Below are 25,890 nucleotides of genomic sequence, written 5' to 3' on the forward strand. Positions count from 1 at the left end.
GATGACGCGCTTTTCGGCCAATCTGGGATTCCTGTGGCAGGAGCTTTCCCTTCCCGACGCCATCCGCGTCGCCAAGGCTGCCGGCTTCGATGCCGTGGAATGCCACTATCCCTATGACACGCCCGCTGAAGCCGTGCGTCAGGCGTTGGAGGAGACTGGTCTTTCAATGCTCGGCCTCAATACCGCCCGCGGCAACGTCGCGGCCGGTGACAATGGACTTGCCGCCATTCCGGGACGCGAGGAAGAAGCCCGCCTGCTCATCGGTCAGGCGCTCGACTATGCAGACGCCATCGGAGCGCGAAACGTGCATGTGATGGCAGGCAAGGCGGCCGGCGATGACGCACGGGCCACCTTCATTTCCAATCTGCGCTATGCCTGCGAACGCGCCAGCAAGGTGGGAGCGATCATCCTCATCGAGCCGCTCAACCATCGCGATGCGCCAGGCTACTTCCTTCAGACGGCGGATCAGGCACTCGACATCATAGCCGCGGTCGGTGCCGAGAACCTCAAGCTGATGTTCGACTGCTATCACCTCCAGATCATGCAGGGCGACCTGACCCGCAGGCTACAGGATCATATGGCGGCAATCGGCCATATTCAGATCGCTGCCGTGCCGGATCGGCACGAACCGGACCACGGAGAGATTGATTATCGTCATATTCTGCAGTTTCTGGAAAAGCTTGGCTATGACAGGCCGATCGGTGCGGAATATCGGCCGGCAACCACGACGGATGCCGGGCTTGTCTGGCTGCGAGCATACAAATGACGGAGCGTCCGGCATCCAAGATGGCTAGCGGCCTTTAGAGAGATTTAGTCGGGAAGTCTCCCGAACATTAATGTCAGCCTATTGGGAGGAAAATCCGATATGCATGTTTTGATCCTGGGTGCTGCGGGCATGGTCGGCCGCAAGCTTGTCAACCGCATCGCCGCCGAGCCGAAGATTCTCGGCAAGGCTATCGATCGCCTGACGCTGGTCGACGCTTTCCAGCCGCCGGTGCCGGAGGCGCTTCAATCCGTGTCCAAGGCTTTGACGATGGACCTTGCGACAGCGGGTGTTGCGGAAAAACTCATCGAAGACCGTCCGGATATGATCTTCCATCTCGCCGCCATCGTCTCCGGCGAGGCCGAGGCCGACTTCGACAAGGGGTACTCCGTCAATCTCGATGGCACGCGAGCTCTCTTCGAAGCCATCCGTCAGCAGGGACTGAAATCCGTCTACACCCCGCGCGTCATCTTCGCCTCCTCCATTGCCGTGTTCGGCACCCCCTTCCCCGAGGTCATCGGTGACGAATTCCTGACCGCGCCGCTGACAAGCTACGGCACCCAGAAGGCGATTGCCGAACTCTTGCTCGCCGACTACTCGCGTCGCGGTATTTTCGATGGCATCGGCATCCGGCTGCCGACCATCTGCGTTCGACCCGGCGCCCCGAACAAGGCTGCCTCGGGCTTCTTTTCCAACATCCTGCGTGAGCCGCTGGTCGGCAAAGAGGCTGTTCTGCCCGTCAGCGATACGGTGCGCCACTGGTTTGCAAGCCCGCGAGCGGCGGTCGGCTTCTTCGTGCATGCGGCAACGCTCGATACGGCGAAGGTGGGGCCGCGGCGCAATCTCACCATGCCGGGGCTTTCGGCGCTCGTTTCCGATGAGATCGATGCGCTGCGCCGTGTCGGCGGCGACAAAGCGACTGCGCTGATCCGCCGCGAGCCCGATCCGGTGATCGAGCGCATCGTTTCCGGCTGGGCGACGCAGTTCGACGCTAAGCGCGCGAACGATCTCGGTTTCAAGGCAGAACAGAGCTTCGACGAGATCCTGCGAGCGCATATCGAAGACGAACTGGACGGGAGGGTCGCATGACGGAGGCGTCATCGAACGCACAAAACGCAATCGCGCTGGTGACCGGCGGTGGGACGGGCATCGGCCGAGCCATCGCCAAGGCGCTCGGTTCGGCAGGCTTCAAGGTCGTCATCTCAGGGCGCCGTGCGGACGTTCTCGAAAAAGCTGCCCGTGAGCTTTCGGAGGAGACCGGGGCGGAGTTTCTTGCGATTGCAGCCGATGTCAGCGACCCTTCATCGGTCCGCAGCCTTTTCGATGTGATCGCCGACCGCTATGACCGCCTCGACCTTCTGGTCAACAATGCGGGCATGGGGCTGCCGGCCGTGCCAATGGAGGAATTGAGTTTCGAGCAATGGAATGCCATTGTCGGAGCCAACCTGACCGGCGCGTTCCTCTGCACGCAGCAGGCCTTTCGCCTGATGAAAGCGCAGGTGCCGCAAGGCGGCCGCATCATCAACAACGGCTCGATCTCGGCAACGACGCCGCGGCCGCATTCGGCGCCCTATACGGCTACGAAACACGCGATCACCGGCCTCACAAAATCGACGGCGCTCGACGGCCGTCCCTTCGATATCGCCTGTGGCCAGATCGACATCGGCAATGCCGCCACCGACATGACGGCGAGGATGAGCGCCGGCGTCTTGCAGGCAAATGGCGAAACGGCAGCGGAGCCGACGATTTCGGCACAGCATGTCGCCCGCGCCGTCGTCTACATGGCCACGCTGCCGCTCGATGCCAACGTTCTCTCCATGACTGTCATGGCAACGAAGATGCCGCTTGTCGGCAGAGGATAAAGAGAACGGCAGCACCGCGAGTGCGATGCTGCCGTCTTGATGGCTAAGCTATTCGTTAGATAGCAGGTCGTGCCGAAGGCTTGACCTGCCTGCGCTCGATCAGGCCGCCAACGCTGAAGATCAAAACTTCGATCTCGGTGTCGATTTTGTCGCCATCGAGCAGCCGCACGACATCGTCTATGCCGGATACGGCCTGGCCGTCGATAGCAAGCAGGTAGTCCCCCTCCTGCAGTCCGCCCTTTTCGGCCGGACTATCCTTCTCGACACGGCGCAGCCGCACGGCCGTCGAATGCGTGACACCAGCCTCAAGCGCGATACGTCGATGCAGTTCGACCGTGTCGGCCGCAATGCCGATATAGGCGCGCCGGACATGGCCGAAACGCAGGATTTCGGACACCACATGCTTGGCCGTGTTCGAGGCGACCGAGAATGCGATGCTCTGCGCCCCCTGGATGACGGCGGTATTGACGCCGATCACCTCACCCGCCGATGAGACTAGCGGACCGCCGGAATTGCCGGGATTGAGGGCGGCATCCGTCTGGATGATGTCTTCCATCAGCCTTCCGCTCGCCGCGCGCATGGAGCGGCCAAGCGCCGAGACGATGCCGGCCGTGACCGTCCATTCAAAACCAAGGGGATTGCCGATCGCGATCGCGATGTGGCCGCGCTTTAGCGATTTGGAATCGCCAAGTCTCGCCCAATTGCCCGGCCAGTCATTGGCGCGAATGAGAGCGAGGTCGGTATCCGGATCGCGCCCCAGCACCCTTCCCTCGACGGTTGCCCCCTCCGGGGTCTTGATACGCACGGCCTTGGCATCGTCAACGACATGATTATTGGTGACGACCAGGCCATCAGGCGAAATGGCAAAGCCCGAACCATGCCCGGCGCGGCCACCCAAACGCTCGATCCGGCTGACGGCAGGCCCGACGAGATCGACGGCACTCGATACCGATTGCGAATAGGCATCCAGCAGCCCGGCATCGGATGACGGCTGGATGTCACGATCAATGAAGCCCATGAAAACTCCCCCGACGCGGATGCGTCGCATAGAGGAACGGCAGCAACTGTTGAAAAGCAGGAGGCTGTCGGTTCGACAGATTGAAACAGTGGCTACTGAAATGAGGAGAGATCAAGCCAAGTTCAAGAGCCACATATACCCGTGCGCTTCTGAACCGCGTCTTATCTCATGCGCCCTGAAATAGCCTGTTGGCGGTGGTCGCTGCTCGCCGTGCACCATGTATTCCGGCCGTTGGCTTTGGCTCGGTAGAGGGCACGGTCCGCTTCCTGAATCAGAACTTCTCCGTTCTCGCCATTCTCCGGCGCCGCCGACACACCGATGCTGATACCGATATCGACGGTGGCGCCCTCGATGCGAAAGGAGGATTTGAACGCAGCAATGCAACCCTTCGCCACATCGGCGATATCGTCCACTCCCCCGGTCATAAGGATGGCAAACTCATCGCCGCCCAAGCGCGCAACCATGTGGCCTCTGGCCGCACCACGCAGCCGCTCAGCCACCATCTTGAGAACCTCGTCGCCGGCAGCATGTCCGAAAGTGTCGTTGACCGGCTTGAACCCATCGAGATCAAGGCAGAAAACAGCGACGCCACTTCCATTGTTCATCTTCAAGGCTTCATCGAGGGCCTTGTAGAAGCACATCCGGTTCGGCAATCCGGTCAGCATATCGTGCCGTGCCAGACGATTGGCTTCGGCCTCCGCGAGAATGCGATCGCTGACGTCGGCGATGGTCAGCAGGAGGCGGCGTTCTAGGCCTTCATGGAGCAATCGAACGTAAACAAGCACGTGGCGCTCCGTCCCGTCGGCGACTCTTTGTCGCCAGACGGTTCTGGCCTCGCAATCGCCTTCGAGTTCGAGAAGCCCATCTGCAAAGCGATCCGCCTCGCTCTCGACATGCATGTCGCACGCCCTTCGCGAGAGCAGTGTCGCTTTTGAAGAGCCATAGAAGTCGGTGGCTGCCCCGTTGACCTGAAGAATCTCCAGACTGCTTCCATCGCACAGGAGCATCGGCATCGGATTGGCATCGAAAAGCTGGCGCAACCGCTCTTCGCGCTGTTTCAACTCACTGATGTCTATCCGCATGCCGATGGCCCCGCCGTCGGGCGTGCGCCGATCATCATGCCGAAGCCATCGCCCATCCTTGAGCTGCTGCTCCTCCTGTGAAACCGGCTGGCGAAACTTTCGCATGCGCTGCTTTAGCCACATATCCTTGTCTTCGACGACCTCGGGCATGCGGCCGCTGGCAAGGCTGATCTTCAGAATATCTTCGAAAGCGATGCCTGGTTTGAGGTGATCGGCGATATCCGGATAAAGCTCCGCATATTTCTCGTTCCACAGAACGTAGCTATCACTCGCATCGAAGACGCAGACCGCTTCCGGCAGCATCTCGATCACATATCGAAGGCGCAGATTGGCCTCTCTCGCCGCCACCGCGGCATGGCGGTCTTCGCTCGCTGGTTCGATAAGAACCGCCGTCAGCCTTCCTGACCCCGAAGGCCAAGTCATGACGTTAACCCGACAGTCCCGTCGATGGCCGGCGCCTGTCACGAGCAATGGCTGCGAGGCAGCGCCCGGCAGTGGCCATTCCGGTATCAAATCCGAGACGGATAGGTCGTGAGGCCCATCTGAAAGGATAAAGAGCTCCACGGCTCCCGCATTGGCGAAGACGATCGTGCCGACGGCGTCGAGCACAAGTGCCGCCATCGGACAAGCTTCCAGGAATGCGACGATTTCCGCGTCCAGCATCTTCTCCTAGTGAGCCTTCAAATTTATTCCCAAGCTAAATTATAACTTCGGATAGTAAAGAAATGCCCTAGCTCATGACAAGTCGTATCGCGCTCCTAAAATCGGCGCCTCGTCCGCCGGCGATCGAAATCAGCCCTTGTTCTGCTGCAACAGCCGTTCGAGCTCCCGCTCCTGCATTTCGATGGCTTGCGTGACGAAGCGCAAGATTACCTGCTTTTCCGCCTCGGAAAACTGCTGGAGCATCTGCGCGCCCGCCTCTTCGATCGGGCCATAGGCTTCGCGCCCCAGCCTGATCGCCTTCTCGGACGGCGCCACCAGCACACGACGTCGATCGTTCGGATCGGGAACGCGATGGAGAAGGTCGCGCGCCGAAAGGCGATCGATCAAGGCCGTAACCGATGGCGGCGCAAGGCCGATGGCCTTGGCGACGGCGTTTGCCGGCTGCGGCGCGCGCATGATCACGCTGAGGCAGCGCCGCTCGGCGCTGTTAAGCCCATGCAATTTGCCGAAGGTTTCGTCGAAGCTCTCTGTCGCCTCCTGCCAGCGCATGCAGGCAAGGCTGATGGCTTCCACCAGACGATGCTCGTCTTCATTTGACTTTTGTTTGATCATCAAATAATTCATTTATCAAACTATTAGAAGGAAGAACCAATGTGCCCCATTGACGATCCTGCCGCAAGCATGAATCGAGTGACAAACCATGCGGTAACGATCGGCATATGCGGCGCCGGCATTGGCGGGCTTGTGCTTGCGCTCCGGCTGGCAAGGCTCGGCTTTCGTCCGGTGCTGTTCGAAGCCCGCTCAAAGGACGCTGCCTTGTCCGAAGGGGAGTTTCTGACGCTCGCGTCCAACGGCATGAACGGGTTGCGCACAGTGGACTGCTACGAAGACGTATTGCGCCAGGGATTGGAAACTCGCGCCATCGAACTCTGCAACGCGCGCGGCAAAAGGCTCGCACTCGTCGACCAGAGCGATCATTTGGCGACATTCGGCACACCCGCCGTTACCATCAGGCGTGGCGTTCTCACCGGCATCCTGATCGAAAAGTGCCAAGCCGAAGGCATCATCATGCAATTTGGCCGTCGCGTGACCAAGGTCGACAATCATGCACATGCCGTAACGCTCAATTTCTCCGAAGGTACAGGCATTGCGGTCGACCTACTCGTTGCCGCCGACGGACTGCGGTCCTTCGTGCGCACGCAGATATTTCCGAATTATCCCCTGCCGCAATTTACCGGCTTGATCGGCACAGGCGGCGTCGTCGATGCCGACATATCGGATACGGATGGCGTGATGCGCATGACATTCGGCGACAAAGCTTTCTTCGGCTACATCAAGACGGCTTCCCATCCTGTCTACTGGTTCGATTCCTTCCCTGCCGACACGCCGGACGCGGTCCGCGCATTGGAACCGACGGCACTGGCCGCTCACGTTCGCCAGATGCATGCCGACGATCCCGAACGCAACAGATCGATCCTTCAGGCGGTTGATCAGATCGAACGCAGCTATCCCATCTTCGACATGCCGCAGCTTCCGGTCTGGTCGAGCGGCCGGGTCGTATTGCTCGGCGACGCCGCGCATGCCATCGGCCCGCATGCCGGCCAGGGTGCCTCGATGGCGATAGAAGATGCGGTAGTCTTGTCGTCGTGTCTCGCAGCGACACTCGACTACGGCACGGCCTTTGCCCGCTACGAAACCCTGCGGCGCCCGCGCATTGCACGCGTGGTGAAACTCACTCGGCAAAACGCTTCCAGGAAACGAAAAAACAGCCGGCTTAGCCTGTTTATGCGAGATTTGCTTCTACCCGTGCTTATTCCGTTGACCGTCAGGGTTAGCCGTAGATTGTTCGCATATCGGGTGGATCTCGATCCGCTCGAGGCAAATCCCTCGACCGAAAGTGGTCGCAAGGATGCAGCCTGACATCGGTCGTCTGCTGAGGCCGATTTAGGAGGTTGGAAGAATCGGCGAAGCTTCCAAACCGCTTTCGGCAGAAGGGCGCTATTCGCGCGGCCATGCCTGCCTGCTCCAATTCGCAATATAGATCACGAATGCGATGAACATTCCCGATCCAATAAAATCCAGCCGGTGCCGGCCGAAAAGGAAGAGGCCGAGAAGCGCCAAGCCGATCGAGGAGGCGATCAGGAAGAGCGAGGGAATTATGCTGGTGATAGGCACCCCTGCCTCGCCTTCGGCTTCGATGCCGTTGCCGGTCACGTGACTATTGGAGCCCTGGGACCTATTACCGAGCCTGACTGTCACCTTGCCGCGCCTGGTGCGAACCCTGCCCTGCACCTTCTTTCTCGAGGTTAAAAAGACGAGTGCCATCGATATGAGCATGCTGCCGAAGCCCCAGGAGAAAACCGTGCATGCTGCCATAGCGGTCGCGTTTGCGTAGGTCCGATAAAGGTGAAGCGCCAAGGCTCCCATAGCTATGGTGATGGCAAGAAACAGGGAACCGACGATCAGGAATGTGATCCTGCCAGATAATTGCGTTTCGCTTTCCACGTGACCTCCCATCGACGTCAATCCGCTCAGATTGCCCAAATTAGGAGGGTATCGACGATGTTCAAACGCCGGCACGACATTTGTCGAGTTCGGCCGCGTGCCGGAATGACCTTTACGAAATCGCGGGTAGCCATAATTAGCTTCGACATTGGAGGATGGAGGTACCCATGAAGATTGCAGGATCCGCCTTGGCGGTGGTCATCATCGGCCTGTTTGCCGTGAACGCCGAGGCCGCAGGCATCGATTGCGCAAAGCCTGATTCGGCAAGCGATCATATGATTTGTCAGGACAAATCGCTGCTGGCTCGGGATAAGATGGTGAGCGATCTCTATGCTGCCGCACTGAAGCACGACGATGGAGGCAAAATCCGGGAACAGCAACGACATTGGATTACGACGGTGCAGTCCTGCAGCGACGCCGAATGTATCCGGCAAGCCTACGACGACCGCATTGCGTCTCTCTTGAGGACCAAGGGTGGACAAAGCGCATCGGCGAATTTCCAGTCGAACAGCACCGGCAGCAATGAGGGTCATCTCGCGCTCTTCGGGCCGATCGATGGTTTCCTCGCAGTCTCGCTCGCCTCGACTTATGTCGGGCCGGGCGGCGCCGATGCGGGCGATGTCAATGCCGATGGTATCGACAGTGTCGTTCCGCTGACGAAAGAACACGCCCAGCTGAGTAAAGACGCGTGCAAGATCGGCCTTGACCGTCTCAATGCAAGGACCTGGCGTGTGTCACAGGCAGGTATATGCGATTTTGCCGATGGCGTGACCCTTCAGGGTACCTACCACAAGGAATAATATGGCCTGAGCGCAGTTGCCAGGTAAGGCACATAATCGTCGCTAGCAGGGCGCTTTCGTGACCTCGGCCGCCAATAGCGGCCGAAGTCTTTTGAGACATGTCAAAAAATCGGGCGATCAGCCGCCGACGGCGTCAGAGGTGCACTTTTTGACGAAGCTGGTCTTTGCGGCACCGGCAAGCTTCTTCGTTGCCGCCTGGGTATCGCAGGCACTCGCGGCATCCTTCTCGCATTTCTTGGTAAAACTGGTCAAAGCGGCGCCTGCCAGCTTCTTGTCAGCGGCCTGAGCCTTGCATGTCGCATCCGCCGCCATCGCACCACCAGCAATGCAGGTCGAGATAATGGCGATTCCGAGCAGTCTGATCATCGAATTCCTCCGGGGCTTACCGCGGCAAAAGACCGAGGTAACCAGACACTAACGCAATGCCCGCCACAGTAAAGAGATGCGCGGAACATCTATGAAAGAGAAAAGCGCTACGCACTCTCGTTGAAGCGGCACGAACCGGAAGAATTCGATCAGCAGTGCTCGCTCAGTCGAGCGGCTTGTAGGCGACGACGTCCATTTCGACTTTAACATCCACCATCATTGGCGATTGAACGGTCGAGCGGGCTGGCGGATGATCGATGAAATGCTTTTCGAATACGGCGTTGAAGCTCGAGAAATCACGAGCGTCATCCAGCCATACATTCACCTTCACCACGTGCTCGAGCGTGCAATCGGCAAGGGCAAGGACATCCTTGATATTGGCAATGACCTGCTCGGTCTGCGTGACGATATTGCCGGTAACGATTTCACCGTTGATGGTCGGAACCTGGCCCGAGACATAGACGAAATCGCCTGCCCTGACGGCCTTGGCGAAGGGGCGGCGCTGGCCACCGGCCTGGTTGTCGGCGACGTCGAAACGGATCAGCTTGTTCTTGCTCATGATATCCTCAGTCCTACCCTGTTGCTGAAAGCCGTGGTCGCCATCGTTTCATCGTGAATAGGCTCAAGCGCTCGACTCTCCTGGTAGCTTCCTTATCTGTCGCCACGGCGCCACGCCAGATCGTTTTGTCCGTTTACGGGATGTATATGGAACTATGCTTCTGCAACTTCGATCAAAACCTTAACTTCAAAATCAAGAGAAACCCCTTTATTTTCCGCTGATTAGGGACGTTTCCGAAGGCCATTTCGTCCTTTTGTCGCATCCGGCATGATTGCCTTTCTGCCCCGCAGCCTGATAAGACAAGGACATATTTCGTCGTATGATTGATTGACGTTCAGGAGGAGTCGTCATGGCAGAACTCGCGCAATCGCTTGCGTCCATTCGCATTCCCGATCTTGCCGGCAAAAGAGTATTGATAACAGGCGCTTCGACCGGCATCGGCGCCGCCGTCGCGCGCGCCTTCGCCGCACAGGGCGTGAAGGTCGGCTTGCACTTCAATGCAAGCCGCGAACCGGCAGAAAAGCTGGCCGATGAAATCAAGGCTGGCGGTGGGACCGTGCACCTCGTTCAGGGCGATGTCTCGCAAGACGGCGAGACCGAGCGCGTCGTCAAGGGCGCGGTAGACGCGCTGGGTGGCCTCGATGGCCTGATCAACAATGCCGGTGGCATGCTCGGGCGGCTGCCGACCGCCGAAATGACGGATGAGCATTATGAGCGGGTGATGAACCTCAATGCACGCTCCGTCCTTGCGGCGACGCGCGCCGCTCATCCCCACCTGAAAAAACAGGGCGGCTTCATCATCAACACGACCTCGATTGCTGCACGCAACGGCGGCGGCAATGGCGCGATCCTCTATGCTGCCTCCAAGGGTTTCGTTTCGACCATTACCCATGGCCACGCCAAGGAATTCGTCAACGACAAGATCCGCGTCAATGCCGTCGCACCCGGCGTCATCGCAACGCCATTCCATGAGCGCTATACCAACGACGAGCAGATGGAACTGCAGCGCAAGACCATCCCCATGGGATTCGTCGGCACGCCGGAAGATTGCGTCGGCGCCTATCTCTTTCTTGCCTCATCCATCCTGTCCGGCTACATCACCGGCCAGATCATCGAGGTCAATGGCGGCCAGCTCATGCCGTGAGATGCGGCCGGCGGTCGCTTTGTGTGTCGGGCAATGCTACTCTTGCCCGGCGCGGGGCCTTCGCGTCGAGGAAAATGGAGCGCATGCAGATGGCAAAGACGCCCACTCATGACGGCATCAAGACGTCGGTGGAATTGACCCATCCGGAGCGGATCTATTGGCCCGACGACAATATTACCAAACACGATCTTCTCGAATATTATGCCGTGGCGTGGGAGCGCATGTCTCCATTCGTCATCAATCGTCCCCTCGCGCTGTTGCGCTGCCCGGATGGCATCGATGGGCCGCGCTTCTTCCAGAAACATGCTTGGAAAGGCATCAATCATCATATCGAGGAAATCGCCGATCCTGAAGACAAAGATGCCGCAAAGCTTTTGAAGATCGAAAATTTTGACGGGCTTGCTGCGCTCGTCCAATCAGCCGCCCTGGAAATACATCCCTGGGGCACCACGATCGAGCACTGGGAAAAGCCCGACATGATCATCATGGATCTCGACCCAGGCGAGGATGTCGCATGGAGCAAGGTCGTGGCCGGCGCGAAGGAGATCAGAGAGCGCTTCTCCGCCCTGGGACTAACCTCCTTCGTCAAAACGTCCGGCGGCAGGGGTCTGCATGTTGTCGCATCCGTTAAACCGCAGGCGACCTGGCCTGATATCAAGGATGCCGCCGAAGCGATCGCCCATGCCATGAGTGCCGATAGCCCTGAGACATATTTGTCGGTTGCCAGCAAGGCAAAACGGACTGGTCACATCTTCATCGATTATCTGCGCAATGGCCGTGGCAATACTGCGGTGGCACCCTATTCGACACGAGCAAGAAAGGGCGCCGCCGTTTCGATGCCGATCAGTTGGCAAGAACTGGACGGTAAGATCGGGCCCGCTTTCTTTACGGTCAAAAATGCGGCATTACGCCTCGACCAATCGAGCGCCGATCCCTGGGCGGATTTCTTCAAGGCGGGATCGCCGCTCAAAATCTGACGCTACACCAGAAACGGAACCAGCGCCGGCGTGCGGGCCTTGTAGTCGGCATAGGCCGAGCCGAAGGTCTCGCTCATCCAGCTTTCCTCGATCCGGACACGGCGCAGCACGGCATAGAGAACGGCGACGATGGCAAAGACCGCCGCGATATCGCCTCGCGCAATTGCCGAGCCGATGATGGCAAGCATCAGGCCGGAATAGATCGGATGCCGGACAAGCGCATAGGGGCCGGAACGTATGAGCGCGTGATCCTCCTTGAGGGTAATCACGCCGCTCCAGTTTCTGCCGATGTGATAGCGCGCCCAGACGGCGAAGAGCAGACCGATGAAGGTCAGAGCAGCACCGATTGCATATGACGTCAGGTTTTGCGGAATGATGCGATATCGCAAGGGCCCGAACCAGGATGGATCGATCATCAGCAGGAAGGCGCCAATCCAGATCGGCGCGGTATTACCGAGCCGCGACAATGGATCCTCCTGCCGCACGCTCTTTTTGACGCCGAACGAAGCGAAAAGCCAGATCAGCAACCAGATGATCCAGCATGCAGGAATGAATTGATAAAGCATCGCTCAGCCCACGTCTCTGTCCAGTTCCGGATAGTGCCGGAAAATGCCGTTCTCATTGAAGGGAATACGGCGATCGGACTGAAGATAGCGAGCAATGTTGGGCCGTTTCATGACAGCTGCGTGCAGCGCAGTTAGATGCGGATAATCGCGCTCATAGTACTTTGTTGCGCGCGGAAAGGCATAGCGCAGCCCCTCGTAGACCTGAAACAGCGAAAGATCGACATAGGTCAATTCACTTCCGAAGATATGCGAGGAGCCGTGCGTATTCTGCCGCAGCACCCGCTCGAAGTAGCCCAGGAATTTAGGGATGCGGTTATCGATGAATTCGGCGGAACGATCCTTGGCCTCGTCCTTCTGGTCCTCGTAATATTTGGAGGTGGCGATTGGGTGATGCGTGTCGTGTACCTCGGCGACAAGATCGGTAATGGTCAATTGCAGGCCATTCAAGACGTGGCGCCGCCCCTCGTCCCTTGGCGCCAGTCCGAGTTTCGGACCAAGATACATCAGTATATTCGCGACATGCGGAATGACGAGGTCGCCATCCCTCAGGAATGGCGGCGCAAACGGAAGGTCGAAGTCGGATTTACCATCCATGATGGCGAACATGGCGGACGTTCCCTGCCCCTTGCTTGCCGGCCCGCGGCAAACATCGACATACTCCGCGCCCGCCTCCTCCAGCGCCAGCCGAACGAATTCGCCGCGCCCTTGAATGCTATCCCAATAATAGAGCTCGTAAGTCATTCGGTTTTCCCTCCCGTCACCGTCACCACCGCGCAGGGCAAGCCTGCAATTTAATGCCGATAGCGCAGAAGATAAGCGGCATTCTTGCAAATTTCATCGTCAGACTGCGTATGGCGCAATGAGACTTCCAACCGATAGGTTAGCTGTGCGTATTATGCTCGTGGCGTCTGCGTGTCGCGGCTGCCTTCTGTGCCGAAGCAGAACGCTCGGCAGCCGGCCGCTTGGCGGCAGCGCGTCCGCCGATCCTGCCGCCCTTTTCGGACGATTCGTGATTTTCGGAATGGCCGCGACCGGAGCCGGATTTCTTGCCGCCGCCGCTTTCCTTATTGACCGTCGCCCAGGCACGCCGCTCCGCCTCCTCATGGGAAATGCCGCGGTCTTCATATCCTTCCTCGATATGCTCGGCCTTGCGCTTCTGCTTATCCGTATAAGCCGATTTGTCTCCTCGGGGCATGATCTTTCTCCTTGTTAGGACGAAAAACCAACCCGTCGTCAGAGAAAAGGTTCCGAGAGCTGGCGGGGCGGATGGCGATTGCCAGACAGGAGATTGCCTGGAAGCAACCGGAAGCGCCGATCATGCCGCGCCGCGGCAGACTGCTTAGGAGATGCGGGGAAAAAGATACCGACGGAACGATCGATGATCAAAATCAGGACCAAGGCCGCCAGCAGATAGAGCACGGTCAATATGAGGAGAGATATCATCGCATCGCCCCAAAGCTACCGGCAAAACACGAAAGGCAGCGCGCCGCGACGATTGCCGCAGCAGCCATTTCCCGGTCATCGATGTCGCTACGACCCATTGCTAAGCTCCCTTAGCAATTCATAGCATCGATGTGTGACAACTATGTCGCGCAGGAGAGCCAAATCACCGGAATTATTGCAAATATTCCGCCAGCCACTGTCTTTTGAAAGAAAGAGGGCCTGCCGTTGCCAACAGGCCACTCCTGTCTCCGCCCATTCTTGAGACCGATACGTCCTACGCCTTCGGCGCTACAGCCTTCTTTGGCGTTTTCTTCGCGGGTTTGGCTGACTTCTCCTCGGCAACCGCAGCGGCGGCGACCGCCGTCTTGCGCTTCGCCTTTGGCTTGACATCGATCGTGCTGCCGTTTGCGGTCTTTTCAAGCGCAATACGCTCGCTGCTCGCTTGCGCCCAGTGCTCGGCATCGCGTCCGGTAGGATGACCTTCCTCTTCCCATATGGCGTATGCGCGTTTCTTGATCCATTCGTCCCGAGGTTCCAACATCTGCTGTTCTCCGTTCGCATCATTGAACATGGTTTCGATGAACAATGCCCGTTCTTGAAATGCGGGCTTTACGCCTCCCCCGAGCAGTCAAGACGCCATATCAAGCGTTTTTCAATCTTGAATGCTCGAACCGCAGTGGCGCTTCAAACAAAAGACAGAATTACCGTGGGGGACGGTAGCGAAGCAGCCGAAGCACCCTAACTATGAAGCCGGCAACAACGGCGTTCAATTAAAAATATCTAATAGGATGAATTTTCGCACCGATAGCCTCCTGACGGCCGCAAGCTGGCTCATTGCAGCTTTTGCGCGCAAGGATATACTTGCGTCATGATCGACCTCGTGGCTGCCCATTGGGGCCAAATTCTCGCCGTCCTGTCCATCATGATGGGGGCCGCCGCTGCAATCCATGCAGCCATGACCAAAGAGGATGTCCGCGCTGCGATCGGCTGGGTCGGCGTCATAATCCTGTCGCCCATCATCGGTGCCGTGCTTTATGCCGTGGCCGGCATCAATCGCATCCGCCGAGCCTCCCTCAGCTCGCAGCGCGACGCGCTCTTTCGCAAGGATGCGAATGGCGAGCTCTCCGGCTTCGACGCCGATGACGATGAGGTGCGGCGGCTCTTCGGCGAACGCTTCTGCTCCATGAAGACGCTCGGCGACCGTGTCGTTCGCTACACGATGAGCACAGGCAACACGATCGAGATGCTGACGAACGGCGATGTTGCCTATGCCGCGATGAAAGCCGCAATCGATGGCGCCGAACGCAGCATCCTGATGGAGACCTATATCTTTGATCGCGACCCGATCGGCCTTCGCATCGCCGATGCCCTGATTGCCGCGACCAAGCGCGGCGTCAGCGTCCGTGTGCTCATCGATGCCGTCGGCGCCCGCTACTCCGTCCCGAGTATCATGGGCTATCTGCGCGAGGGCGGCGTCCAGGTAGCCGTATTCAACGGCAACGTCATCATCGGCCTGCGGTTGCCTTACGCCAATCTGCGTACCCACCGCAAAATCCTCAGCATCGACGGGCGAGTAGCCTTTACCGGCGGCATGAACATACGCCAGGGGTTCACACGCGAGTTCGCGCATGAGCAAAGCGCCCGCGATATGCATTTTTGCGTGACGGGCCCGGCGGTTGCCGATCTCTTCAATACGGCAGCCGAGGATTGGCAATTTACCACCGGCGAAGTATTGAGCGGCGGGGAATGGCGGATTGCCGCTCCCGCCAACAAGCCAGGGGCGCCCGTATTCATGCGGGTCGTCGCGTCCGGTCCGGATCGCAGCGTCGAGACCAATCACAAGATGCTGATAGGCGCGCTTTCGGTGGCACATAGATCCATCCGTATTATGTCGCCCTATTTCCTGCCGGACCGGGAACTGATCAGCGCGCTGGTGACGGCAGCGCGGCGCGGCGTCGAGGTCGATATCGTCGTGCCGACGGCCAATAATCTCGTGCTCGTCGACCGTGCCATGACAGCGCAATTCGACCAGATGCTGAAGAACTATTGCCGCATCTGGCGCGCCGAAGGCGCCTTCAACCATTCGAAGCTTTTGGCCATCGATGGCATCTGGGCCTATGTCGGCTCTTCCAATCTCGATCCCCGCTCCCTGCGGCTCAATTTCGAGGTGGATCTCGAAGTGCTCGATCGCGGATTTGCCCGTACGATCGACGCGCATATCGGATCGATCCTGGAAACGGCGCATCCGGTCGATCTCGAAAAACTTCGGGCGCGACCCTTTGTCGTGCGACTTATCGAAAAAGTGCTTTGGCTTGGCTCGCCCTATCTCTGATGGCTGCAGCGAGAGACTATTTCGCTGTTGTCGCGGCCTTTTTACATGACAAGGCCAACGATCGCTTCTTATACTCTCCTATGTGCCCGACATCATCTGATCAAGGAACGGTCGACGGATAGATGCGAAAGAAGAAAGAAAGCCTCCGTGCGAGCATTCTGGAAAGCCTGAAGAACCGAAACAAGTCGCGCGCTAAGCAGCCGGCCGGCAAGTCGGATCGCCCCGAAGGTACTTTGATCGCTTCCTACAATGTCCACAAATGCGTCGGTGCCGACCGCCGCTTCGATCCGGAGCGCACCAGCCGCGTCATTCATGAAATTGATGCCGATATCATAGGCCTGCAGGAAGCCGATACCCGCTTCGGAGAGCGCACGGGCATCCTCGATCTGCGCCGGCTCGAGCGTGAGACAGGGCTTATTCCGGTGCCGATTGCCGGCGTCACCAAGGCGCATGGCTGGCATGGCAATGTCGTGCTTTTCAAACAGGGTACTGTGCGCGATGTTCATCAGATCAATCTGCCTGGACTGGAGCCGCGCGGCGCACTCATTGCGGAACTGGAATTGGCGCGCGGCGGAAGCCTCAGGATCATCGCCGCACATCTCGGCCTTCTGCATCGTTCCCGTGCTCAGCAGACGCGCCTGATCGTCGATCTCATGAATGACGGCAGCGAGACGCCGACGATCCTGCTGGGCGATCTTAACGAATGGCGCCTGGGCGACCGCTCTTCCCTCAACACCTTCCAGAATGCTTTTGGACCTTTACCTCCCGCAGTGCCGAGCTTTCCATCGACGCTGCCGCTTCTAGCGCTCGATCGCATCATGGCAAACCGGCGTGGTATGATTTCCGCGGTCGAAGTGCATGATTCGCCGCTGGCGCGGGTTGCGTCGGATCATCTGCCCATCAAGGCCATGGTCAGTCTGGAAGCAATCGACATCGACGCCCGAGCACATTCACGGATCGCCTAGACGTTATCGACATGCTTGATGTTGATCCCGCCGATATATGATGACGGGCGAAGGACCATCTTATAGGCTGCCGCCGAATTGACCGATCCGGGAGACAATCGATGCTGAAAACTTTGCTGCTGACTGGCGCTGCCGGTGGCGTCGGGCAAGCGATCAGGCCGCTTCTGTCGCAAATTGCCGAGAATGTCGTTTTGTCCGATCTCTCGCCAATCAGCGATTTGCGTCCGAACGAACGTTTCGTTGCTTGCGATCTCGCAGACCGCAGCGGCGTCGAGGCAATGGTCACGGGCGTGGACGGGATCATCCATCTCGGCGGCATCTCTGTAGAGAAGCCCTTCGATCTGATCCTGCAGGGCAATATTGTCGGCCTCTACAATCTTTATGAAGCAGCGCGCGCTGCCGGCAAGCCGCGCATCGTTTTTGCAAGCTCCAATCATACGATCGGTTTTTATCGCCGCGACGAGCGGATCGACAACAAGGTGCCGACCCGGCCGGATTCGCTCTATGGCGTCTCGAAAGTCTTCGGCGAGGCGGTCGCAAGCCTCTATTTCGACAAGTTCGGCCAGGAAACGCTTTCGGTGCGCATCGGCTCGTGCTTCCCCGAGCCGCGCAATACGCGCATGCTCGCCACTTGGTTCAGCATCGGGGATTTCGTCTCGCTATGCGATTGCGCCTTCAGCGCCCCGCGCCTCGCCCATACGATCGTCTACGGCGTCTCGGACAATGACGAACAATGGTGGGACAACAGCAATGCCGCGTTTCTCGGCTGGAAGCCGCGCGATAGTGCGGCTCCCTGGCGCGCCGAAATTCTGTCGAGGACACCCGCCGAGGATCCGAACGATCCTGCAGTCGTCTATCAGGGCGGCGGCTTTGCTTCTGCCGCCCACCCCGAGGACTGATCCTCAGACGCCGTTGCGGAACAGCTTCCAGCGTGTTGGCCTGAAGGCGATGCGATTGCGGTCCAATGCGTCGGCCTTGTCCGGCGGCAGCTCGATCTCAATGACTTCATGGCTAGCGCCGATATTGATCTCAAGATGGCGGGTGCCCGCGACACGTCGGCTGGCAGCGAGCAGACCGGCAATCGCGCCACCATCTCCGTCACAAAGCTCGATGTCGTGCGGGCGGAAATAGAGATAGGCATCACCATCCGGCTCGTGCGGCGTGCTAAGCCCCAGCGGCTTGTCGTCGAACCAGATCTCGCCACTGGTAATGCGTACCTTCACGCGATTGGACTGGCCGATAAATCCGTAGACGAAAGGCGAGTTCGGCGTGTCGTAAATTTCGTCCGGCGTCCCGACCTGCTCGATCGCGCCCTTGTTGAGCACTACGACGCGATCGGCGAGCTCTAGTGCTTCTTCCTGATCGTGGGTGACAAAGACGGTGGTGTGGCCGGTCCGATCGTGAATCTCGCGCAGCCATTTGCGCAGATCCTTGCGCACCTGCGCGTCGAGAGCACCGAAAGGCTCGTCGAGAAGAAGCACATTCGGCTCCACGGCCATGGCGCGCGCCAGCGCCACGCGCTGCCGCTGGCCGCCTGAAAGCTGGGTCGGATAGCGCTTCTCCAGGCCGTTCAGCTGCACGAGTTCCAGCAGTTCGATTGCACGGCGGCGAATCTCCTCGCGCGGTGGACGGCGCGATGCCGAGCGAACCTTCAGACCGAAGGAGATGTTGTCGAGCACCGTCATGTGACGGAACAGCGCGTAATGCTGAAACACGAAGCCGATGTTGCGCTGCTGCACGGTCTTCGACGAAGCATCATCCTCGCCGAAGAAGATCTTACCCTCTGTCGGCGTTTCCAATCCGGCAATCAGGCGCAGCAGCGTCGTCTTGCCGGAGCCGGATGGTCCGAGAAGCGCGATCAGTTCGCTTGAGCGGATATCGAGGGACACGTCATGCAAAGCGGGAAAGCGACCGAATTCCTTGCGCAGGTTTTGAACGCGAACTTCCATCAAAAATTCCTTCAGTGACGCCGGCTGGCTGCGATCTCTTCGCTATAGCGCATTTCCAGAAACGTCTTCAGTATCAATGTGACAAGGGCAAGCAGAGCCAGGAGCGTAGCAACGGCAAAGGCCCCAGAGAAATTATATTCGTTATAGAGAATCTCGACCTGCAGCGGCATGGTGTTGGTCTCGCCACGGATATGACCGGAGACCACCGAGACGGCGCCGAACTCGCCCATGGCGCGGGCGTTGCAGAGCAGCACGCCGTAAAGCAGGCCCCATTTAATGTTCGGCAGAGTGACATACCAGAACGTCTGCCAGCCATTCGCTCCAAGCGAAAGCGCTGCCTCCTCGTCCGCACTGCCCTGCTCCTGCATCAGCGGGATCAGTTCGCGCGCGACGAAGGGGAAGGTGACGAACATCGTCGCCATTACCAGGCCGGGAACCGCAAATAGTATCTGTATGCCGTGGCTCTGCAGCCAGGGGCCGAGCGTACTGTTGGAATTGAACAACAGCACGAAGACCAGGCCCGATATGACCGGCGACACCGAGAAGGGCAAATCTATCAAGGTTGTGAGGAAGGCTTTACCCTTGAATTCGAACTTGGCCATCGCCCAGGCCGCTGCAACACCGCAGACAAGGTTCAAGGGCACGCTGATGCCGGCAACGATCAGGGTCAGCCGGATCGCCGCAAAAGTTTCCTCGTCAACCAGAGCTTCGAAAAAGGTCTCGAGCCCCTTGCGGAAAGCCTCGACGAAAACGGCAGCCAGCGGCAGCAGGACCATCAATATCAGGAAGGCCAACGAAATCAGCACGAAAATAATGCGTGCGAGGCGGCTTTCGGTGATGACGGAGTGGCCCGTTTCGACTGATGCAGAAAGATCATGCGCCATAGCCGTATCTCCTTCTGCTCCAGGACTGGATGAGATTGATGATCAAAAGCATGGTGAAGGAAATAAACAGCATCAACGTCGCAATCGCCGTGGCTGCGGAATAATTATATTCCTCCAGACGAATGACGATGAGCAATGGGGCGATTTCCGAGACGTAGGGCTTGTTGCCGGCGATGAAGATGACCGATCCGTATTCGCCGGCCGCACGCGCGAATGCCAGTGCAAACCCCGTCAGTGCCGCAGGCGCAAGACCCGGCAGCAGCACGCGGGTTATCGTCTGAAAACGCGAGGCACCAAGGGTCGCCGCAGCCTCTTCGACTTCACGGTCGATCTCCTCCATGACGGGCTGCGCGGTGCGCACCACGAAAGGCAGGCCGACGAAAATCAACGCGATGACTATACCGATTGGGGTAAAGGCGATCTTGATGCCGAGCGGCGTCAGGAACTGACCGATCCAGCCATTCGGCGCATAAAGCGTCGTCAGCGCAATGCCGGCGACTGCCGTCGGCAGCGCGAAGGGCAGATCGACCATGGCATCGAGTATGCGCTTGCCCGGAAAGCGATAGCGCACCAGCACCCAAGCCAGGATAAGCCCGAGCACGGCGTTGACGAGCGCAGCGATGAAGGCACCGCCGAAGCTCATGCGCAGCGCGTAGAGCGTGCGCACATCAAGCGCCAGAGCCCAGAATTTTTCCCAGCCGAGAGCGCTGCTCTTCCACAGCAATCCCGACAGCGGAATAAGAACGATGAAGATGAGCCAAGCCAAGGTAACGCCGAGCGCCAATCCGAAGCCCGGAATGACGCTCGGCTGCCGTAACCGCCACCGTTTGCGGGTTATAGAATGCATTCAGTCTTATTGTCCCGGCTTGTAGATCTGATCAAAAATGCCTCCGTCACCGAAGAACTTCGGCTGAGCCTGGGACCATCCGCCGAAATCGTCAATAGTTGCCAGCTTCAAGGATGGAAAACGGGCAACATCCTTGGGATCTGCCGCTTCCGGTTTGATCGGCCGGTAATAGTGTTTTGCAGCGATCTTCTGACCTTCATCCGAGTACAGGTAGTTTAGGTATGCTTCAGCAACCTTGCGCGTGCCTTTGGTATCGACATTGCCATCGACAACGGCAACCGGAGGGTCGGCGCGGACGGAAACCGACGGCGTCACGATCTCGAATTTGTCAGGACCAAGCTCATCGAGCGAGAGATAGGCCTCGTTTTCCCAGGCAAGGAGAACATCGCCGAGACCACGCTGCACGAAAGTCGTCGTTGCCCCGCGCGCACCGGCATCGAGCACTGGAACATGCTTCAGCAGCTGCGCGACATAGTCCTGCGCCTTGGCATCATCGCCGCCATTGGCCTGCTTGGCCCAAGCCCAGGCAGCGAGAATGTTCCAGCGGGCGCCGCCCGAGGTCTTCGGGTTTGGCGTGATGACTTCGACGCCGTCCTTGACCAGATCCGGCCAATCCTTGATGCCCTTGGGATTGCCCTTGCGCACGAGGAATACAATGGTCGACGTATAGGGAACCGAATTGTTCGGGAACTTGGTCTTCCAGTCGGCTGGAATCTTGTGTGTCGCCTTGGCGATCGCATCGATATCGCCTTCAAGGGCAAGCGTCACCACATCGGCATCGAGACCGTCGATCACCGAGCGAGCCTGCGCGCCGGAACCGCCATGCGAAGCCTTGATATTAATGGTTTCGCCCGTGTCCTTCTTCCACTTGGCAGCAAAGGCTGCGTTGAAGTCCTTATAGAGTTCACGGGTCGGATCGTAGGAAACATTGAGAAGCGTCTTATCCGCCGCCCAGGTTGGCGCGACGGCCGCGATCGAGAAACTGCCGATCAGAACTGCCGTGGCGAGAAGCCGTGAAAGCTTTATCGTCTGCATGAATACACCCCCTTCGTTTGTCCTTAAACCCTACCAACTTGGTCGTATAAAGTAACGAAGACAGTTCCCGTTTTCGGCAACCGTGGAGAACAGCATCCCATAGAATCGAAAAAAGTGAAATCACATTCCTGAAAGGTATCAGATGCCCCATGAGTGCGTCGTCACCGAATAGTGTCGGACATAAAGACAGAATAGAGTTCGTCGGCGCTCTTGGTCTGCCGCATCGCCATCAGAACGCCCTCCGTGCGCAAACGTCTCGCGATCGCGGCAAGCACGTTCAGATAATCGCTCCGACCGCCCTCCCCGAACAGCAGCACGAAGGCCCATTCCGTTGGCAAGTCGTCGATCGCTTCGAAATCGACGGGATGTGCAAAATGCACCATCAGTCCCCGAGGCTTCGTCATGGCAGGAATGGCGGCATGCGGAACCGCAACGCCATTGCCGATCCCCGTCGTGCCCAATTTTTCACGCGTCTCCAGCGCCCGCAGGACCATTGCTTCCTCCACGCCAAAGCAATGGGCTGCCTTCGACGACAGCATCTGCAATGCCCGCCATTTCGTCGGAGTGGAGACGCCGACAAATACGTGTTCGGGAAGAATGATCGTGGAAAGGTCCATGGTCGCACTCAAGGTCCGGCAATAAATTCTGAAATGGCATTCATCGCCACAAGTCCGAGGCCAAATCGCCTCGATAATGGCCTCGTAATCTCCGCCGCCTCAATCGGGCTCGCGCAGCCGATAGCCGACCCCTGTCTCGGTGGTGATATAGTGCGGCTGGTCCGGGATTTCTTCGATCTTTTGCCGGAGCTGACGCACATAGACGCGCAGATACTGCACATCGGCCGCCGGCCCCCAGATCTGTTTCAACAGGAATTGGTGCGTCAGTACCTTGCCGGCGTGCTGGGCAAGCACGCGCAGAATGTCGTATTCCTTCGGCGACAGCTTGATCTCCTTGCCATCGACCTTGACGATGCGCTTGACGAGATCGATCGAAAGGCCGCCAGTCTGGAATATTGCCTTCTCGCCCTGCTGCTGCAGGCGATGGCGCAACGCCACGCGAATACGGGCGGCAAGCTCGTTGACGCCGAAAGGCTTGGTCACATAATCGTCGGCGCCACTCTCGAGCGCCTTGACGATACCCGCCTCGTCCGTTCGGCTTGACAGAATGACGACCGGGATCTGCACCCCATCCTCACGCCATTCCAACAGCAGATCCTGACCGGATTTGTCGGGCAGACCGAGATCGAGCACGATCAGATCGGGCTGATCCTCGGAAACCGATGCCTGAGCCGATGCGGCGCTCTGCGCCTCATTGACGGCATAGCCCTGGGCACCGAGACCGACGCGCAGCAACTTGCGGATCGGCGGCTCATCATCGACAACGAGAATCTTAACGGCGGTGGTGTTCATTTCAATTCATCCAGCTTCGGGACATCTGTTGGTTTCGGCAAGCGGATGGTGAAAACCGCCCCCTGCCGATCCGTTCTATTGCCGGCGGCAATCGCGCCGCCCATCGCCTCGATGAAGCCGCGGCAGATGGACAAGCCAAGGCCGGTGCCGGCACGCACCTGATCGCCCTTGCGCACGCGGTAGAACGTATCGAAGACGCGTTCGAGGTCAGCGGGCGGAATGCCGGGTCCCTCGTCCATCACGCGGAAGACGATATTGTCGACATCCGACCAGGCCTCCAGGCGGATGGCCGATCCCTCAGGCGCGTATTTGGCGGCATTGTCGAGCAGGTTAAAGAGCACCTGTTCGAACAGCACCGGATCGACCTTCACCATCGGTAGATCGACGGGCATCTGCACGTCGACGCGATGATGCGCCAGGATTTTTTCCGCGCGCCGCAGCGCGCTGCCGACGATATCGCCGCCATAATGCAGAGCATAATTCGGCTCCATTGCACCGGACTCGATCTTGGTCATGTCGAGAAGATTGGCGATGAAGCGGTTGAGGCGCTCCGATTCGTCGATGACAGTCGACAGGAGATCGACGCGATCTTCGTGCGGCAGGGTTTCCAGATAATCGCGCAAGGTCCCTGCCGCCCCAAGGATGGCAGCGAGCGGCGTCTTCAGATCATGCGAGATCGAGGTCAGCAGTGCGGAGCGCAGCCGATCGGCCTCGACGGCGAGTTTCGCGCGGTCGACATCGGCCACCAGCTGCACGCGCTCGATGGCAAGTGCGGCCTGATCGGCGAGCGCATCGAGCAGCCGCTGCTGCTCCGGCGTCAAAAGCGGGCCATCGCGACGGTCGCTGTCGAGGCCGATGACCCCGACGGCAGTTCGACCGGTGCGGAGCGGAACGTAAAGGCGCTTGGCGCCAGGCAGGGTATCGGCGCCACGGCCTGCCGCATGATTGTGCTCCCAGGCCCAGCGCGCCGCCGCGATATCGGCATCGTCGAGCGTGTCGTCGGGCGGATAACCGGCCTTGACAGCGATCGTGCCATGTTCGGGAAGCAGCAGCACCACCCGCAGCTTCAGCATCGAGGCCAGCTGAAAAGCGGTCGCCCAGAGAACATCGTCGAGCGTGCCCGTGCCGGCGAGCTTCTTGGAGAAAAGATAGAGGTCTTCCGTTGTTCGCGCCCGTTGCCGCGCCGCCGCCGCCTGGCGCTGCACCGTCGCGGTCAGATTGCTGGCGATTACCGCGACGCCGAGGAAGAAGAAGAAAGCGAGCACGCTTTCCGGATCGCTGATCGTCAGCGTGTAGCGCGGCGGCAGGAAGAAGAAATTGAAGGCAAGCGCGCCGAGAAAACAGGAGTAAAGTGCCGGACGCAGACCCTGGGTCACGGCGCTTACCAGCACCGCCATCAGGAAGACGAGCGCCAGATTTCGCACATCCAGCACCTGATCGAGGATGACGCAAAAGCCGAGCGCAATCGCCACATAAAGCGTTGCCAGCACATAACCGCGAAGCTGGAACGGCGGCGGCGAAGGCGCCACTTTGACACCACGCCTTGCAGCCTCGCCATCCGCTTCGCTACCGGAAATGACGTGGACGCTGATATCTCCGGCCTTCCGGATGAGATCATAGGACACCGAACGCCGCGACCAATCGCGCCAAGAGCCGATTTTCGGTGAACCGATGACGATATGGGTCACGTTGTTGCTGGCCGAATGGCGAAGCAGCTCCTCCGCCACCTCACGACCCGGAAGAGTAATCGCCTCACCGCCGAGCTGCTCGGCTAGCCGCAGCGTTGCCGCAATCGTATCGCGCTGCGCCTCGCTCAAGCTGATCGAGCGGTTGGTCTCGACATAGACGGCTGCCCAGGGGGCCCGCAAGCGCGCGGCCATGCGCGCGGCGTAGCGAACCAGCGCGGCCGAGCGCGGGTGATGATCTATGGAGACGAGCACGCGCTCGCCGGCAGCCCAAGGGCCCTGGATCGCGTGCGCCTGCATATGGGTCAGAAGCTGATCATCGACGCGCTGGGCGGTGCGCCGCAGCGCGAGCTCCCGCAATGCGGTCAGGTTGCCCGGCGTGAAATAATTGGTCAGCGCCCGCTCAGCCGTCTTCGAGACATAAACCTTGCCGTCATGCAGCCGCTTGATGAGATCATCAGGCGTCAGATCGATGATCTCGACATCATCGGCCATGTCGATAATAGAATCCGGCACCGTCTCGCGCACACGGATGCGGGTAATCTGCGAAACGACGTCATTCAGGCTTTCGACATGCTGGATATTCAACGTCGTATAGACGTCGATCCCACGGTCGAGAAGCTCCTTCACATCGAGATAACGCTTCGGATGACGGCTGCCATGGGCATTGGTATGGGCAAGCTCGTCGACAAGCACCAGTTCGGGACGACGCTTCAGGATGGCATCGAGATCCATCTCCTCGAGCGCCCTGCCCTTGTATTCGACATTGACGCGCGGAACGATCTCGAACCCGTCGAGCAAGGCCTGCGTCTCACGGCGGCCATGGGTCTCGACGACGCCGACGACGACATCGACGCCGTCGGCGATCTTCGCCCTGCCCGACATCAGCATCTCATAGGTCTTGCCGACGCCGGGTGCCGCTCCGAGGAATATCTTCAACCGACCGCGCGTCTCGGCCCGCGCCTTTTCGAGAAGCGCATCGGGAGAAGGCCTGCTCAGCATGTCGCGGCTGTCGTCTGCCATTCGGACATCGTCT

At 59.0% G+C, this 25,890-nt stretch carries 28 protein-coding genes; 11 read left to right on the forward strand and 17 right to left on the reverse strand.

From position 1 onward, the window contains the following. Position 1: 1 nt before the first annotated feature. The 3 genes from ACYJRZ_RS16740 to ACYJRZ_RS16750 all read left to right on the forward strand — a co-directional run bounded on the left by ACYJRZ_RS16740 (position 2) and on the right by ACYJRZ_RS16750 (position 2,625). A complete protein-coding gene (locus ACYJRZ_RS16740) occupies positions 2-766 on the forward strand; it encodes a hydroxypyruvate isomerase family protein (protein WP_459460699.1) in 765 nt (254 codons plus the stop codon). 99 nt (positions 767-865) lie between these two features. After that, positions 866-1,852: a D-erythronate dehydrogenase gene (denD, locus tag ACYJRZ_RS16745; protein WP_459460701.1), complete on the forward strand. Its 987-nt coding sequence runs from the start codon at positions 866-868 to the stop codon at positions 1,850-1,852. Then, positions 1,849-2,625 carry an SDR family oxidoreductase gene (locus tag ACYJRZ_RS16750; RefSeq protein WP_459460703.1) on the forward strand — a complete coding sequence of 259 codons (777 nt, stop codon included), beginning with the start codon at positions 1,849-1,851 and terminating at the stop codon, positions 2,623-2,625. Before denD ends, ACYJRZ_RS16750 begins: the two co-directional genes overlap by 4 nt. A 55-nt stretch (positions 2,626-2,680) precedes the next feature. On the opposite strand, the gene ACYJRZ_RS16755 is transcribed toward ACYJRZ_RS16750, so the two are convergent. The 3 genes from ACYJRZ_RS16755 to ACYJRZ_RS16765 all read right to left on the reverse strand — a co-directional run bounded on the left by ACYJRZ_RS16755 (position 2,681) and on the right by ACYJRZ_RS16765 (position 6,000). Beyond that, positions 2,681-3,643: a S1C family serine protease gene (locus tag ACYJRZ_RS16755; protein WP_459460705.1), complete on the reverse strand. Its 963-nt coding sequence runs from the start codon at positions 3,641-3,643 to the stop codon at positions 2,681-2,683. Between the two features lie 161 nt (positions 3,644-3,804). Beyond that, positions 3,805-5,388, reverse strand: coding sequence for a diguanylate cyclase domain-containing protein (locus tag ACYJRZ_RS16760; RefSeq protein WP_459460707.1), 1,584 nt, complete (start codon positions 5,386-5,388; stop codon positions 3,805-3,807). A gap of 129 nt (positions 5,389-5,517) precedes the next feature. Beyond that, positions 5,518-6,000, reverse strand: coding sequence for a MarR family winged helix-turn-helix transcriptional regulator (locus ACYJRZ_RS16765; RefSeq protein WP_459460709.1), 483 nt, complete (start codon positions 5,998-6,000; stop codon positions 5,518-5,520). Between the two features lie 39 nt (positions 6,001-6,039). On the opposite strand from ACYJRZ_RS16765, the gene ACYJRZ_RS16770 reads away from it, so the two are divergent. Beyond that, a complete protein-coding gene (locus tag ACYJRZ_RS16770) occupies positions 6,040-7,308 on the forward strand; it encodes an FAD-dependent monooxygenase (protein WP_459460711.1) in 1,269 nt (422 codons plus the stop codon). Positions 7,309-7,386: 78 nt separating this feature from the next. Here ACYJRZ_RS16770 and ACYJRZ_RS16775 read toward each other — a convergent pair whose 3' ends face one another. Next, positions 7,387-7,893, reverse strand: a complete 507-nt coding sequence (locus ACYJRZ_RS16775; RefSeq protein ID WP_459460713.1) for a hypothetical protein — start codon at positions 7,891-7,893, stop codon at positions 7,387-7,389. A 167-nt stretch (positions 7,894-8,060) separates the two neighbouring features. Here ACYJRZ_RS16775 and ACYJRZ_RS16780 point away from each other — a divergent pair, with 167 nt between their 5' ends. Then, positions 8,061-8,693: a lysozyme inhibitor LprI family protein gene (locus tag ACYJRZ_RS16780; protein WP_459460715.1), complete on the forward strand. Its 633-nt coding sequence runs from the start codon at positions 8,061-8,063 to the stop codon at positions 8,691-8,693. A gap of 117 nt (positions 8,694-8,810) precedes the next feature. Here ACYJRZ_RS16780 and ACYJRZ_RS16785 read toward each other — a convergent pair whose 3' ends face one another. Beyond that, positions 8,811-9,059 carry a hypothetical protein gene (locus ACYJRZ_RS16785; protein ID WP_459460717.1) on the reverse strand — a complete coding sequence of 83 codons (249 nt, stop codon included), beginning with the start codon at positions 9,057-9,059 and terminating at the stop codon, positions 8,811-8,813. A gap of 163 nt (positions 9,060-9,222) precedes the next feature. Further along, the gene (locus tag ACYJRZ_RS16790; RefSeq protein ID WP_459460719.1) at positions 9,223-9,618 is read right to left on the reverse strand and encodes a RidA family protein; all 396 of its coding nucleotides are present in this window, start codon (positions 9,616-9,618) and stop codon (positions 9,223-9,225) included. 349 nt (positions 9,619-9,967) lie between these two features. Between ACYJRZ_RS16790 and ACYJRZ_RS16795 the strand changes: the two genes are divergently transcribed. Continuing rightward, the gene (locus tag ACYJRZ_RS16795) at positions 9,968-10,762 is read left to right on the forward strand and encodes an SDR family NAD(P)-dependent oxidoreductase (protein WP_459460721.1); all 795 of its coding nucleotides are present in this window, start codon (positions 9,968-9,970) and stop codon (positions 10,760-10,762) included. 89 nt (positions 10,763-10,851) lie between these two features. After that, complete coding sequence (ligD, locus tag ACYJRZ_RS16800; protein ID WP_459460723.1) at positions 10,852-11,739, forward strand: non-homologous end-joining DNA ligase; 888 nt, start codon at positions 10,852-10,854, stop codon at positions 11,737-11,739. A 2-nt stretch (positions 11,740-11,741) separates the two neighbouring features. On the opposite strand, the gene ACYJRZ_RS16805 is transcribed toward ligD, so the two are convergent. The 3 genes from ACYJRZ_RS16805 to ACYJRZ_RS16815 form a co-directional block, all read right to left on the reverse strand. After that, positions 11,742-12,305 (reverse strand): methyltransferase family protein, encoded by a 564-nt coding sequence (locus tag ACYJRZ_RS16805; protein ID WP_459460725.1) that lies wholly within the window; start codon positions 12,303-12,305, stop codon positions 11,742-11,744. Positions 12,306-12,308: 3 nt separating this feature from the next. Then, on the reverse strand, positions 12,309-13,046 hold the full coding sequence (locus tag ACYJRZ_RS16810; RefSeq protein WP_459460727.1) for a glutathione S-transferase: 738 nt from the start codon (positions 13,044-13,046) through the stop codon (positions 12,309-12,311). Positions 13,047-13,185: 139 nt separating this feature from the next. Then, complete coding sequence (locus tag ACYJRZ_RS16815) at positions 13,186-13,500, reverse strand: plasmid stabilization protein (RefSeq protein WP_459460729.1); 315 nt, start codon at positions 13,498-13,500, stop codon at positions 13,186-13,188. A 71-nt stretch (positions 13,501-13,571) separates the two neighbouring features. Between ACYJRZ_RS16815 and ACYJRZ_RS16820 the strand changes: the two genes are divergently transcribed. Beyond that, entirely contained in the window at positions 13,572-13,862 is a 291-nt protein-coding gene (locus ACYJRZ_RS16820) for a hypothetical protein (RefSeq protein WP_459460731.1), read from the forward strand. 160 nt (positions 13,863-14,022) lie between these two features. On the opposite strand, the gene ACYJRZ_RS16825 is transcribed toward ACYJRZ_RS16820, so the two are convergent. Next, positions 14,023-14,289 (reverse strand): DUF2934 domain-containing protein, encoded by a 267-nt coding sequence (locus ACYJRZ_RS16825; protein ID WP_459460733.1) that lies wholly within the window; start codon positions 14,287-14,289, stop codon positions 14,023-14,025. Between the two features lie 327 nt (positions 14,290-14,616). Between ACYJRZ_RS16825 and ACYJRZ_RS16830 the strand changes: the two genes are divergently transcribed. From ACYJRZ_RS16830 to ACYJRZ_RS16840, 3 genes are all read left to right on the forward strand, one after another. Continuing rightward, the gene (locus ACYJRZ_RS16830) at positions 14,617-16,080 is read left to right on the forward strand and encodes a phospholipase D-like domain-containing protein (protein ID WP_459460735.1); all 1,464 of its coding nucleotides are present in this window, start codon (positions 14,617-14,619) and stop codon (positions 16,078-16,080) included. A gap of 122 nt (positions 16,081-16,202) precedes the next feature. After that, positions 16,203-17,045, forward strand: a complete 843-nt coding sequence (locus ACYJRZ_RS16835; RefSeq protein WP_459460737.1) for an endonuclease/exonuclease/phosphatase family protein — start codon at positions 16,203-16,205, stop codon at positions 17,043-17,045. A gap of 101 nt (positions 17,046-17,146) precedes the next feature. Continuing rightward, positions 17,147-17,944, forward strand: a complete 798-nt coding sequence (locus ACYJRZ_RS16840; protein WP_459460739.1) for an NAD-dependent epimerase/dehydratase family protein — start codon at positions 17,147-17,149, stop codon at positions 17,942-17,944. 3 nt (positions 17,945-17,947) lie between these two features. Here ACYJRZ_RS16840 and ACYJRZ_RS16845 read toward each other — a convergent pair whose 3' ends face one another. From ACYJRZ_RS16845 to ACYJRZ_RS16875, 7 genes are all read right to left on the reverse strand, one after another. After that, on the reverse strand, positions 17,948-18,994 hold the full coding sequence (locus tag ACYJRZ_RS16845) for a sulfate/molybdate ABC transporter ATP-binding protein (RefSeq protein WP_459460741.1): 1,047 nt from the start codon (positions 18,992-18,994) through the stop codon (positions 17,948-17,950). A gap of 11 nt (positions 18,995-19,005) precedes the next feature. Then, positions 19,006-19,878 carry a sulfate ABC transporter permease subunit CysW gene (cysW, locus tag ACYJRZ_RS16850; RefSeq protein WP_459460743.1) on the reverse strand — a complete coding sequence of 291 codons (873 nt, stop codon included), beginning with the start codon at positions 19,876-19,878 and terminating at the stop codon, positions 19,006-19,008. After that, positions 19,868-20,725, reverse strand: a complete 858-nt coding sequence (cysT, locus tag ACYJRZ_RS16855; protein WP_459460745.1) for a sulfate ABC transporter permease subunit CysT — start codon at positions 20,723-20,725, stop codon at positions 19,868-19,870. The genes cysW and cysT overlap by 11 nt, the downstream gene beginning before the upstream one ends. Positions 20,726-20,731: 6 nt before the next feature. Then, entirely contained in the window at positions 20,732-21,760 is a 1,029-nt protein-coding gene (locus ACYJRZ_RS16860; protein ID WP_459460747.1) for a sulfate ABC transporter substrate-binding protein, read from the reverse strand. Between the two features lie 161 nt (positions 21,761-21,921). Further along, positions 21,922-22,377, reverse strand: a complete 456-nt coding sequence (locus ACYJRZ_RS16865) for a PTS sugar transporter subunit IIA (protein ID WP_459460749.1) — start codon at positions 22,375-22,377, stop codon at positions 21,922-21,924. Positions 22,378-22,476: 99 nt separating this feature from the next. Beyond that, positions 22,477-23,169: a response regulator gene (locus ACYJRZ_RS16870; protein WP_459460751.1), complete on the reverse strand. Its 693-nt coding sequence runs from the start codon at positions 23,167-23,169 to the stop codon at positions 22,477-22,479. After that, a complete protein-coding gene (locus ACYJRZ_RS16875; protein ID WP_459460753.1) occupies positions 23,166-25,877 on the reverse strand; it encodes a DUF4118 domain-containing protein in 2,712 nt (903 codons plus the stop codon). Before ACYJRZ_RS16875 ends, ACYJRZ_RS16870 begins: the two co-directional genes overlap by 4 nt. Positions 25,878-25,890: the final 13 nt, after the last annotated feature.

It is taken from the genome of Rhizobium sp. No.120, from assembly GCF_054558365.1.